The sequence below is a fragment of the Tenacibaculum sp. IMCC1 genome (assembly GCF_054906355.1).
Genome location: NZ_CM142818.1, coordinates 392624 through 405415 on the forward strand (window position 1 = coordinate 392624; position 12792 = coordinate 405415).

General features: G+C 31.9%; 11 protein-coding genes. 3 read left to right on the forward strand and 8 right to left on the reverse strand.

Annotation, left to right across the window (positions count from 1 at the left end; translation table 11 throughout):
* Positions 1–98: 98 nt before the first annotated feature.
* The 3 genes from ACXIHB_RS01880 to ACXIHB_RS01890 all read right to left on the reverse strand — a co-directional run bounded on the left by ACXIHB_RS01880 (position 99) and on the right by ACXIHB_RS01890 (position 2139).
* Positions 99–653, reverse strand: coding sequence for a DUF1572 family protein (locus ACXIHB_RS01880; protein ID WP_159616684.1), 555 nt, complete (start codon positions 651–653; stop codon positions 99–101).
* 149 nt (positions 654–802) lie between these two features.
* Positions 803–1270: a peptide-methionine (R)-S-oxide reductase MsrB gene (gene msrB, locus ACXIHB_RS01885; RefSeq protein WP_349264847.1), complete on the reverse strand. Its 468-nt coding sequence runs from the start codon at positions 1268–1270 to the stop codon at positions 803–805.
* The gene (locus tag ACXIHB_RS01890) at positions 1267–2139 is read right to left on the reverse strand and encodes an alpha/beta hydrolase (protein ID WP_462098767.1); all 873 of its coding nucleotides are present in this window, start codon (positions 2137–2139) and stop codon (positions 1267–1269) included. Before ACXIHB_RS01890 ends, msrB begins: the two co-directional genes overlap by 4 nt.
* Positions 2140–2271: 132 nt before the next feature.
* On the opposite strand from ACXIHB_RS01890, the gene ACXIHB_RS01895 reads away from it, so the two are divergent.
* Together ACXIHB_RS01895 and ACXIHB_RS01900 are read left to right on the forward strand one after the other, a co-directional pair.
* On the forward strand, positions 2272–3081 hold the full coding sequence (locus ACXIHB_RS01895; protein WP_437824540.1) for a M48 family metallopeptidase: 810 nt from the start codon (positions 2272–2274) through the stop codon (positions 3079–3081).
* Between the two features lie 68 nt (positions 3082–3149).
* Positions 3150–4445, forward strand: coding sequence for an MFS transporter (locus tag ACXIHB_RS01900; protein WP_253680307.1), 1296 nt, complete (start codon positions 3150–3152; stop codon positions 4443–4445).
* A gap of 83 nt (positions 4446–4528) precedes the next feature.
* Here ACXIHB_RS01900 and ACXIHB_RS01905 read toward each other — a convergent pair whose 3' ends face one another.
* The 5 genes from ACXIHB_RS01905 to ACXIHB_RS01925 all read right to left on the reverse strand — a co-directional run bounded on the left by ACXIHB_RS01905 (position 4529) and on the right by ACXIHB_RS01925 (position 11701).
* Positions 4529–6151 (reverse strand): RluA family pseudouridine synthase, encoded by a 1623-nt coding sequence (locus ACXIHB_RS01905; protein ID WP_462098768.1) that lies wholly within the window; start codon positions 6149–6151, stop codon positions 4529–4531.
* 41 nt (positions 6152–6192) lie between these two features.
* Positions 6193–7965, reverse strand: a complete 1773-nt coding sequence (locus tag ACXIHB_RS01910) for an AMP-dependent synthetase/ligase (protein WP_462098769.1) — start codon at positions 7963–7965, stop codon at positions 6193–6195.
* Between the two features lie 72 nt (positions 7966–8037).
* Positions 8038–9810 carry an AMP-dependent synthetase/ligase gene (locus ACXIHB_RS01915; protein WP_462098770.1) on the reverse strand — a complete coding sequence of 591 codons (1773 nt, stop codon included), beginning with the start codon at positions 9808–9810 and terminating at the stop codon, positions 8038–8040.
* A gap of 66 nt (positions 9811–9876) precedes the next feature.
* Positions 9877–10578: a LytR/AlgR family response regulator transcription factor gene (locus ACXIHB_RS01920; protein WP_239179577.1), complete on the reverse strand. Its 702-nt coding sequence runs from the start codon at positions 10576–10578 to the stop codon at positions 9877–9879.
* The gene (locus tag ACXIHB_RS01925; RefSeq protein ID WP_462098771.1) at positions 10571–11701 is read right to left on the reverse strand and encodes a sensor histidine kinase; all 1131 of its coding nucleotides are present in this window, start codon (positions 11699–11701) and stop codon (positions 10571–10573) included. Before ACXIHB_RS01925 ends, ACXIHB_RS01920 begins: the two co-directional genes overlap by 8 nt.
* Before the next feature lie 207 nt (positions 11702–11908).
* Here ACXIHB_RS01925 and ACXIHB_RS01930 point away from each other — a divergent pair, with 207 nt between their 5' ends.
* The gene (locus ACXIHB_RS01930) at positions 11909–12790 is read left to right on the forward strand and encodes an ABC transporter ATP-binding protein (protein ID WP_462098772.1); all 882 of its coding nucleotides are present in this window, start codon (positions 11909–11911) and stop codon (positions 12788–12790) included.
* The last annotated feature ends 2 nt before the right edge of the window (positions 12791–12792 follow it).

A 12792-nucleotide genomic window follows, 5' to 3' on the forward strand; every position in this document is an offset into this window, starting at 1 on the left:
TTTCTGCATTATTGTATAAAAGTGTCCGATTTTTAATAATTAGTAAGAGTAGTAGTCACTTTTTTTAGTTTTTGTATTGGTAACAAGAGGAGTAAATACTATAAATCATCCGTAAAATGTTTGCGACTTTTCTCTTGACTGAATTTTTCTTGATTGAAGTTTTTAGAGGCATTTTTAGGAATGGATAGCGATACCCATTTTTCGTTTTGTAGCATTTTGCCTAAAAATACAATTTGCCCAATGTGATACGGATAATGGCAAATTTGACGGTTTATTGCTTCGGTTACTGTATGCCCTTGGTTTCTTATGTAGATGATTTTTTCTAAATCAGTTTCTTCTAAAGAGTTAATAGTGTTTAAAAAACAATCCCAACCTTTTTCCCAATAGGCAATCATTTCTTCTTTGGTTGTAAAAGTATTTATAAACTCATCATCTCTATTTCTCCACGATTTTTCTCCATCTTCAGTAAAAAAGTTAGTCCAACGAGATAACATATTACCCGCAATATGCTTTGCAATTACCGCAATAGAGTTGCTTTCTTGATTGTATTGGTAAAATAGCGCTTCTTGGGTAAGTTGATTAAAAGTTTTATCGCCTAAACTTTTATAGTAGGTTATTTGTTTTTTTACACTTTCTAAATAAGAGTTTTGCATGGTATAATTTTTTAGTAAACTACCTCGGGGCAAGCTCACGAGGCATTTACGGGAAAAAAGTTCTTGATTTTTGAGGCAAGCCTCTGGTATTAAATTCTTTGATGGTGCTAATAAAAAAGACTGGTTAAAACCAGCCTTAATTTACAATTTTATTTATTAGGAATGAACTCTAAAGCAACTCCATTAATGCAGTGACGTTTACCAGTAGTTTTTTTAGGTCCATCATTAAAAGAGTGTCCTAAATGTCCGCCACAAGTATTACATTTTAATTCTGTTCGAGCATATCCTAGTTTATAATCTGTATCAAGCTCTACATTTCCTTTAATGGCTCTATCAAAAGAAGGCCATCCACTACCTGAATCGTATTTGTTTTCAGATTTATATAATGGGGTTTTACAGGCTGCACATACATAAGTTCCTTCTTTTTTGTTAAAGTTTAAAGGACTTGAGTTAGGTCGTTCTGTACCCGCTTCTCTAAGTACATAGTACTGTTTTGGAGTTAATAACTTTTTCCACTCACTGTTGGTTTTGTTTACCGCGTACTTTTTCTTGTTTTGAGCATTTACAGTAGTACTAACTGTTATTGCTAAAAGGAATAAAACAACTAATTTTCTCATGGTTCTTTACTTATAAAATCAACAATTTTGGAAGCAACTTTTGAGTTACGAAGAATTCTGGTGTGTCCTAAGCCTTTCGTAATTAAAAGTTTTCCATTCTGTAAGTTTTGACGTATTGCTATTGCACAACTTACATCAACATCGCCATCAAATGAATCATGAACAACTAAAGTAGGTATTTTTACATCTTTAGCTTTTACGCTAGAGGAGTGTATATCAATATCTCGTTGCCATTTTTTATCAAATAAGCGTTTCATTTTATGAGCTATAACTGGTTTTACTTGTAAGTTTTTAGTAAAGTTTAAAATAACATCTGATATTTTATCAGCAGCACCAACAGTAACCAATTTGTTTACAGCAAAATTTTCTGAAAGAGCGTTATACAAGCATACACCGCCAAACGAGTGTCCTATAGCAGCATCAAAAGGTCCAAATTGTTTGTTGAGTTCAGTAATGGTTTCTAAGAACTCTGGCATTTCGGTAGTTTTTCCTGTAGACTTTCCATGCGCAGGTCCGTCAAAAGAAATAACCATGTAGCCTTTTTCCAAGAGTTTGTCAGCAATCATATATAATTGAGTACTTCTTCCTGCCCAACCATGTACCCATAATACTTTTTTAGTTGAATAACCATATGATAATACTTGAATGTCTTTTGAGATGGATGGCACATTTATTGTTTTCTTTTGAGCACTCTCTAACATTACTTTTTCTCTCTTAGGAATAGGAAAGTTAACAGGAGTTGTAAAAAGCCTTGTACCAAACTTAGCTGCTTTGTTAGTAGATATAAACTGTAAAGTCTTAGCTGAAAGGATGACAGGTTTAGGTATTTTAATACTTGGTAAAGCTGTTTTTGAATGCGTAAAATTCATGAATTAGTTTTTAAGATAAAGATAGAATTTGTAGCTTTAAAGACATAATATATTATCAAGTTTGTGACAAATAAGTTAATTTCGTGTCATAAAAGATACAACCAAGAACATAGAATTTTAAACTATTAAACAATGAAAAAAATTATAGCCCTAACATTTTTAGCTGCTTTTTTAGTAGCGTGTAGTACTGTGCCAATTACGGGAAGAAAAAGATTAAACTTTGTAAACGATGCTCAAATCTTACCTGCAAGTTTTGCACAATACAAAGGGTTTTTAGAAGAGAATAAACTATCTACTAATACTGCTAAAACAAATCAAATAAAACGAGTAGGAAAAAATATTTCAGCAGCAGTAGATCGTTTTATGCGTGCTAATGGAATGACTGCCGAAGCAAATGCTTATGAATGGGAGTTTAATTTAGTAGAAGATAAAACAGTTAACGCTTGGTGTTTACCTGGTGGAAAAGTGGTGTTTTATACAGGAATTATGCCTATTTGTGCTAACGAAGATGGAGTAGCTGCAGTAATGGGGCACGAGGTTGCTCATGCATTTGCAAAACACGGACAAGAACGTATGTCTACAGGTCAATTACAACAATTAGGAGGAGTTGCTCTAGCCTTAGGTACTCAAAATAGCAAAAATGCTGAAATGTGGAATATGGCGTATGGTTTAGGAACTCAAGTAGGAGTAATGTTACCATTTAGTAGGGAACATGAAACCGAAGCAGATAAGTTAGGGTTAGTTTTTATGATTATGGCAGGATATGAAGGAGAAGAAGCTGCTGAAGTATGGGTACGAATGAGTGAACGCTCAGGCGGAGGAGCTCCTCCAGAGTTTATGAGTACACACCCATCTAATCAAACTCGTATTCAGACGTTAAGAAACTTTTTACCAGAAGCTAAAAAGTTAGCAGCAAAATACAACGTGCCTACGAGTAAATAAGATTGATAAATTATAGTATATTGCAAACCGTTCATGTTATATGAGCGGTTTTTTTTATTAGAATTTATATGTATAAAATAGGAGATAAGAAGCTAATTAACGGATGGGCATTTTACGATTGGGCCAACTCAGTATATTCATTGGTAATTAGCACAGCTGTTTTTCCGTTGTATTACAGCGGAGTAACAGAAGGTAAAATTGTAAGCTTTTTAGGAATGGACTGGGAGCATCCAGATAGTTTATATAGTTATGCATTGTCTTTTTCGTTTTTAGTAGTGGCTTTTATTTCTCCAATATTATCGGGTATTGCAGATTATACAGGAAGTAAGAAAAAGTTTATGAAGTTTTTCTGTACCCTAGGAGCATTATCGGTAATGAGTTTGTACTTTTTTGATGGAATTGATACTGTATGGATAGGTATTTTATTTACTGTTTTAGCAAGTATTGGCTTTTGGGCAAGTTTGGTGTTTTATAATGCTTATTTACCCGAAGTAGCCCATCCTGAACAACAAGATAGAGCCAGTGCCAAAGGTTTTGTATATGGTTATGTAGGTTCTGTAATTTTATTACTCATCAATTTGGCGATGATTATGTTCCCAGAAACTCTAGAAATTAGTGCAGGAATGGCATCTAGAATTTCTTTTGTCATGGTAGGTTTATGGTGGTTAGGCTTTGCTCAAATAACCTTTAAACGATTACCTGGTAATGTGTATAATAAAAAGCCTGAAAAAGATTATATATGGAAAGGGTACAAAGAGTTACAAATAGTGATAAAAGAAGTATTAAACTATCCAACTTTAAAACGTTTTTTAATTTCTTTCTTTTTGTTAAGTATTAGTGTACAAACTATTATTTTAATGGCTGCTATTTTTGGTTCTTCAGAATTAGGTTTGTCGTCTACAAGTTTAATAATTACCATTTTATTAGTACAAATAGTAGCAATTTTAGGAGCGATTTTATTTTCAAGGTTTTCAGAAAAATGGGGGAATATAACAGCTTTAAAAGTAACTATTGTAGTATGGATGTTAGTTTGTTTTTGTGCTTTCATGTTAGATAAATCTCAAGAAAATGTAGCTATTTACTTTTATGGACTAGGTGGTTTACTGGGGTTGGTACAAGGGGCTATTCAAACCTTAACACGTTCTACCTATTCTAAATTATTGCCAGAAACAGAAGATCATGCTACGTATTTTAGTTTTTATGATGTTACTGAAAAAATAGCCATTGTTTTAGGAACTGCTGTATATGGAACACTAAATTGGATTACAGGTTCTATGCAATGGAGTGTGTTGTGTTTAGCTATTTTCTTTTTAGCCTCGTTTGTTATTTTAAGTACACTTAAAAAGACAAAATATGTAGTATAAAATTGAGTACAATATTAACTACACAAATACTACTTCAAAACTATTTTAATAAGTTTAAGGAATTTTTTGGCATCACCCTGCGATTAAAAAGGTGCGGGAGCAGTAAAGCTTACTTGTTTTTTTGAAGTAGGATGTACAAATGTGATTTTTTCAGCATGTAAATACAATCTATCTGCTTTGTTTCCGTATAAATCATCACCTACAATAGGAGTGTTTAGTCCCAAATTATGTGCAGCATGCACACGTAATTGATGCGTGCGTCCAGTTATAGGATAAAAGTATACTTTTGTTTTGTTGTTTAGAACTTCAACTTTTTCCCAAGTAGTTAATGCTTCTTTTCCGTGTTGGTAACACACAAGTTGTTTAGGGCGATCGTTTAAGTCTACTCTAAGTGGTAAATCGATTTTTCCTTTATCTTCTTTTAAAACACTATCTAATAAAGCCACATAGCGTTTTTGTATAGTTTTATGAACAAATTGTGCTTGCAAAGCTTTATAAGTTTCTTCATTTTTAGCAACTAAGAGAATTCCAGAAGTTGACATGTCTAACCTATGTACTACTAACGGACCTGTTGCTTTTGGATATAATTTTTGAATACGACTAAATACAGAGTCTTTTATTTCTTTTCCAGCTACTGATAATAATTCATGTGGTTTGTTGATGACTAACAAATCTGAATCTTCATAAATAATTGTAATTTCTTTTTCTTCCTTTAATAGAGTAACTAACGGATTTTCTTCTACAGTCATTCCTCGTAACATATGCGTTAGAATAGGCTTGCATTTACCAGTACACGCAGGATAAAAATATTGATGTTTTCTTATGGAAGTTTTTAAAGGTTTTCCCCACCAAAATTCAGCCATACAAATAGGTTTTAATTGATGATTGTATGCATATTGAAGTAATTTAGGAGCGCAACAATCACCAGCACCAGCAGGAATGTTTTGAGTGGAGTCTGTAAAAATATCTAATAAGTTTTTAGTTTCTCCTTGATAGTTAAGAAACGCATACTTTTTAAATATTTCTTGTTGTGTCCAAGCTGAAAGGTTTGTGCGCTGTTGTTTTAACTCCTGAGCTTGATGTTGCTTTTCTTGATACGTTTTTTTTGATGCCGCTATTTTATCGTTTAAATACACTTCATATTCACGCAAGTAAAACTCTTCATTTATATTTAACTGATTGTTTTGTTGCCCTAGTTTTTTTCTAAGTTTTCTTCGTTGTTTAATTTTTGATTGCTCATCAGCTAAAAGCTTTTTGTGCAGTTGTTGTGTTTTTTGATATGCTTTTTTTGCATCAATAAAACCAGAGGAACTTTCTAGACTTGCTATTTTATGGGTTAACTCATTAAGTCGTTCTTCTGTTGTAAGATAGAATTCGTTTTTATTTAAAACATCAAATACAGGGGGCACAAAATGTTTGTGTTGTGTGCTTTCAGCTAGTTTACCAGAAAATGCAGCTAAATAACCTAAGGTTCCATTTTGATCTTGCACAACTAAGACTCCAAACATTTTTCCTAGTGAGTTAGTATCCTTAGGGTTTTTAATTCCAAAGTTGTGCGAAAAATCAGTTTGATTTGTTAAATATTCTTGTAGTTCTTTAGCAGCTATTTTTGCTAGAGTATGAGGTGAATAATTATAAGGATAATCGAATTTTTTAGGTATTTCAATAGTAGAAACATCCGAAGAAAAAGAAATAATTTTGGTCATAATAAAAAGAAAAAGTGTTGCTTTCACAACACTTTAAACGATTAATCTCTATAAATTTTATCGTATAAGTCTTTATACATTTCTTTAATAATGTTTCGTTTCATTTTCATGGTAGGAGTAAGCTGTCCTCCGTCAATAGACCATTCTTCTTCGGTTAACTCAAACTTTTTAATAGTTTCCCATTTACCAAACTTAGTATTGGCGTAATCTACTTCTTCTTGAATACGCTCTATTACTTTAGGGTTATTTACCAAGTCTTTATTATCTCCAACAGTTATATTGTGCCTAATTGCCCATTCACGAACAAATTCAAAATTTGGTTGAATAAATGCAGCAGCCATTTTTTCACCTTCACCAATAACCATTACTTGCTCAATAAAGCGAGATTGTTTTAATTGACCTTCTAGTAATGGTGGAATAATGTATTTACCACCTGAGGTTTTAAACATTTCTTTGGTACGTCCAGTTATTTTTAAGAAACCATCTTCACATAATTCACCTTTATCACCTGTATGGAAGTATCCGTTTTGTAAAGCTTCAGCAGTTTTTTCAGGATCTTTATAATATCCTTGCATTACATTTGGTCCTTTTACTAAAATTTCTCCATTATCGGCTATTTTAACCTCAACACCATCAATTAATCGACCTACAGTTCCTAATTTAAAACCTCCATTACGCATATCGTTTACAGCAATTACAGGTGAAGTTTCGGTAAGACCATAACCTTCCATTACCGGCATTCCAGCAGCTGTAAATACTCTAGTTAAACGTGGTTGTAACGCGGCAGAACCCGAAACCATTATTTTTAATTCTCCACCTAAAGCAGCTTGCCATTTAGAGAAAATAAGTTTTCTAGCAATATTTAGTTTCTTTTCATACCACCATCCGTTAGCTCCATAAGGTTCGTATTGTAAACCTAACTCAATAGCCCAAAAGAACAATTTCTTTTTAATTCCTGTTAAGTCGGCTCCTTTGGCATAAATTTTATCATAAATTTTTTCATACAATCTAGGAACCGCGGTCATTACATGCGGTTTAACCTCTTGAGCATTTTCACTCAATTTATCAATAGCTTCAGCAAAATAAATAGAGATACCACAGTATTGATATAGGTATAGAAGCATACGTTCAAAAATATGGCACACAGGTAAGAAACTCAATGCACGACCTTGTCCATATACTAATGGTACTCTTTTCTCACTACTTAAAACATTTGACACAATGTTCTTATGACTAAGCATAACGCCTTTAGGGCGTCCAGTAGTACCAGAAGTATAAATTAGGGTTGCTAAATTGTTAGTTGTAATAACATTTTTACGTTCTTCAACTTCATTTTGATTACTTTCGTCTTCTCCTAATTTTAAAACCTCTTTCCAGCTTTTTTCGTCAGTTATATCGTCAAAAGTAAATATTTCTTTAAGTTGAGTATTTGCTTTTATTTGGTTTAGTTTTTCTAGAATAGTTTCATCAGAAACGAAGCAATAAGTAGCTTCTGAGTGATTTAAAATATATTCGTAGTCTTCTTTAGAGATAGTTGGATAGATAGGAACGTTTTGAGCTCCTGTTTGTAATATTCCAATATCACAAACATTCCATTCAGTTCTATTATTTGTTGAAATTACAGCAATTTTATCATTAGGTTGTACTCCTAATCGTAACAAACCTCTACTTATAGCATTGGCTTGTTTAATATATTCATTGGTTGAAATAGATTGCCATTTACCGTTGTATTTTGTGGTAAATGTGTTATCTAAATTATAGTTTTCTTGTTGATAATAAGGAAAATCAAAAAGACGTGTAATTTCAATCGACATATGTTCAAATTTTTGGGCTCTGCAAAGTATGAAAAATACCCCGATTGCACAAGTTGTAGTTTACTGGTTGATTTATTGAGGATTATATATTTTTTGATACAAACTATTGTATTTTTCTAAGATTATTTTTCGTCTCATTTTTAATGTCGGAGTTAAATGACCCGAATTGATAGACCATTCATCAGGAGTAATTTCAAAGCGTTTTATTTGTTCCCACTTCCCAAATTTTTCATTGCAAATATCAATCTCTTTTTGAATTCGTTTGAGTAGTTTCTCATCTGTAGTAATATTTGTAATTGTATGGTGGTGTCTTTTTGACCATTCTTGAACAAATTCAGTAGCAATTTGAATTAATGCAGCCGGCATTTTTTCACCTTCACCAATTACCATAACTTGCTCTATAAAACGTGACTTCTTCAACTCACTTTCTAAGATAGCAGGAGCGATGTATTTACCACCTGAAGTTTTGAAGATTTCTTTTTTTCGATCTGTAATTTTTAAAAATCCGTCATTGTCTAGTTCTCCAATGTCTCCTGTATGGAAATAGCCATTTATAATTGATTCGTTAGTTTTTTCTGAATCTTTATAGTAGCCCATCATCACATTAGGTCCCTTCACTAAGATTTCCCCATCCTCAGCTATTTTTACAGTTACATTTTCAATTACCTTCCCAACAGTTCCTATTTTAAACCCGTTGTTTCGCATATCGGTAACAGAAATTGCAGGAGAGGTTTCGGTAAGTCCGTAGCCTTCAAAAACAGGAATGCCTGCCGCAGTAAAGATTCTTACAAGCCTAGCTTGGGTTGGAGCGCTACCTGCTAGCATAAATTCTAACTGTCCTCCTAAAGCTTCTTTCCATTTAGAAAAAATAAGTTTTCGTGCTATAGAAAGCTTGAATTCGTACCACCAACCGTTTGCTTTATAGGGTTGATATTGTTCACCTAATTGTAATGCCCAAAAGAACAATCTTTTTTTTAGACCAGATAAGTTACTGCCTTTATCTACAATTTTATCGAAAACTTTTTCTAATAAACGAGGTACTACAGCCATAAAATGAGGTTGAATTTCCCGTAAATTATCTCCAACTTTATCAATACTCTCAGCAAAATGAATTTCAAAGCCCATATATTGACAGTAATAAGAGGCTGCACGCTCAAAAATGTGACAAATGGGAAGGTAACTTATCACTTTTTTTTGATTGTCTTGTAGATTAAGTCTTTTTCCAACAGCAAAAACGTTGCTAAGAATGTTATTATGTGAGAGCATAACCCCTTTTGGAGTTCCAGTAGTACCTGAAGTATAGATAATAGTAGCTAAATCAGATGGGTTTATAGACTCTTTTAATTCGTTTACTTTTGTTTGAAGAGCTGTTTCGTTACCAAGACTTAAGAAAGAACTCCACCCATAATCTACATCTAATTCTTCAAAAGTGAATACTTTTTTGAGCTGTGTTTGTTCTTGAATTTTGATTACTTTTTGATAGAGTTCATCATCAGAAACAAAACAGTAAACACTATCAGAATGGTTTAAGATATAAGCGTAATCTTTTTCTGAAAAAGTAGGATATAAGGGAACATTTACTGCACCAATTTGCATAACTCCAATATCTAACAAATGCCATTTTGGTTGATTTACAGAAGTAATTACAGCAATTTTATCTCCTGGTTTCACTCCAAGATTTAATAAAGCTTTACTTATGATGTTAGTATCTTCAATATATTTTTTAGTAGAAATACTTTTCCATTCATTATTCTCTTTAGAAACTAAGCAATCTTGTTGTGGGTAGTTTTCTAGTTGGTGATATGGGAAATCAAAAAGACGTGTAACTTTTGAAGATATATGCATGTAAATGATTTTGTTGATGCATAAATCTATGAAAATAAAAGAGATAAAAGAAAAATAAAATAGATGTTAGTTGTAAAGTTTACTAACTAGGCTTTTATAGGTTTGACCAATAGGAACCTTATGCTCATGAATTATAATACGATTCCCTTCTATAAACTTTATTTTATCTACAGCAACAATAAATGATTTATGTACTCTTAGGAAATTGTTTTCATCTAAGATAGTTTCATAATGAGAAATCTTTTCGTGGCTTACAATCATTTCATCTATTAAAAATAGTTTAGTATAATTTCCGTAAGCCTCTATAAATAACAAATCATTTAAATCAACTTGATGGTGTTTTTTATCTCCTTTGATAAAAATACGAGTATTGATTTGACTTGTCTGTATACTTTCTTTGTTGATTGTTTTGATAGGTAAAGTGTCTGATACTTTATTAACAGCTTTTACCAAACGATCAAAACTAAAAGGTTTTAAAAGATAGTCTACAACATTGAGTTCAAATCCCTCAAGAGCATATTCTTTGTAGGCAGTAGTGATAATGGTTTTAGGTGGATTAGACAGCGTCTTTAAAAAATCCAAGCCTTTTAACTTGGGCATGTTTATATCTAAAAACATAAAATCAACAGTATGCTCATTTAAAAATTGCATAGCCTCCATAGCATTATAGCAGCTTTTTACTAATTGAACATGAGGTAGCATGCTACAAAATTCTGTTATAATTTCATGAGCTAAAGGCTCATCATCAATAATTATATAGTTAAGCATGCTTTGGTGTTTTTAACTGTGTTTTATAGATATTATTTGTGGAACTAATACTTAGTTCATGTTGTTGTTTGTATAGCAAAGATAATCTTCGTTTTAGGTTTTGTAATCCAATACCTTTAGAATTATTGAGTTCACTAGGATCAAAATTGTTTTCTATGTCAAAGTAAATAAAATGAGCCTCTTCGTATAAATTTATATGAATAAAAGCTTTTTCTGCTAGTGTTTCTATACCGTGTTTAAAGGCATTTTCAAGTAAAATAATATATAATAAGGGAGGAATGTTTAAAGAGGTATCGATGTCGTGATTAAAAGTAATTTCTACAGACTTTTTATATCGGATTTTATGTAGTTCGATGTAATTATTTAGGTATTCTATTTCTTCTGAAATTTTTACTGTTTCTTTTTCTCCATCGTAAATGGTATAGCGCATCATGTCAGATAATTTTAAAATAACTTCTGGTGCTTGAGGAGAATTTTTTACTGTAAGTGCGTACAAGTTATTTAATGTGTTGAAGAAAAAATGCGGGTTTATTTGGGTTTTTAATAGTGATAATTCAGTTTTAGATTTTTCTTTTTTTAACTCTTGTACCCATTTCCATTGTTCAAAAATCCAAAGAAAAAAGAAAATAGGAATAGGCAAAAAGAATATATAAAAAGGGGTTTCTTGTTTTACCTTTAAATAAGCTTCTAAATCACCAGAAAACAATCTGAGATAAAAAAAGTATAAGAGCAATGGAGTGTATAGAAGGGCTATGAATTTCCAATATTTTTTAATGAAGTTAGGTACTAAAAAATAAGCTAATCCGCACCAAAATATTATTAATAAAATGAATGTGATTGGATTATCTGGGAGCTTCATAAAAGAATCAATAACTATTGTAATAAAAAATAGGATAAAAAGAACAGTAATACCAATTACGGCTTTCTTTTTCCTTTTTAAATATTGATAATTATGTATGGGTAATCCTACAACTAACGCCCAAAAAATAATGATTACAATAACCTCAACTGGCTGGTCATTGGGGATATTTAGAACATTTATGTAATCCAATAAAATGAACAACGGAATTATAATTAAAAAGCCAATAAGAAAAGCTTTGTATTTCTTTAAAAAATCAATCATACTTCAAAATTACTCATGTAAAACTGTTTTCACAATTATATTGACAAACACTATTGTTTTTTATACGAACAAGTAGCTTTTTTAGTTGAGTTTTAGTTAGTACTTAAATAAATATTATGTGTGTTAAAAATAAGCTGATATATCATTTTTAATTTATCAGAAAGGTAAGGTATTGGAGATTTGTAGAAAACAAATACCTAACCACATATGAATACATTAACAATTAGAAATCTTACAAAAACATATCCTAACGGAGTTAAAGCATTAAACGGAATTAACTTAAAAATTTCGAATGGAATGTTTGGCTTGTTAGGTGCCAATGGAGCTGGTAAATCTTCTTTAATGCGTACGATCGCTTCTTTACAAGAGCCTTCTTCTGGAGAGCTTGTGTTTAACGACTGTAATATTATTAATAAGCCAGAAGAAATACGAAAATACTTAGGGTATTTACCTCAGGAATTTGGAGTATATCCTAAAATATCAGCCGAAAGATTGTTAGATCATTTAGCCATTCTGAAAGGTATTACTAATAACTCAGCGCGAAAAGAGCAAGTAACTTCTTTATTACAGCAAGTAAACCTCTATCAACACAGAAAAAAAGCGGTACATACATTTTCAGGAGGAATGCGGCAACGTTTTGGAATTGCGCAAGCTTTGTTGGCAAACCCTCAAATAATTATTGTAGATGAGCCTACGGCAGGTTTAGATCCAGAAGAAAGCAATCGTTTTTTAAATCTTTTAAGTGAAATAGGAGAGAATGTGATAGTCATCTTATCTACTCACATAGTAGAAGATGTTAGAAACCTATGCACTAAAATGGCAATATTATCTGAAGGACAAATTATATCTCAAGGAAACCCAAAAGAGCTGGTAGAGAGTATTCAAAACAATATTTGGACAAAAATTATAGCTAAAAGTGATATTGAACACTATAGAAAGACATATGATATAATTTCAACCAAATTAGTATCAGGCGAAACACAAATAAGGGTTTTCTCTGAAGCTACTTTATCAAATGGATTTGAAAGAATTACTCCAAACTTAGAGGATTACTATTTCACTACGTTGTTTCACCATAAAAAAGCCTAGTC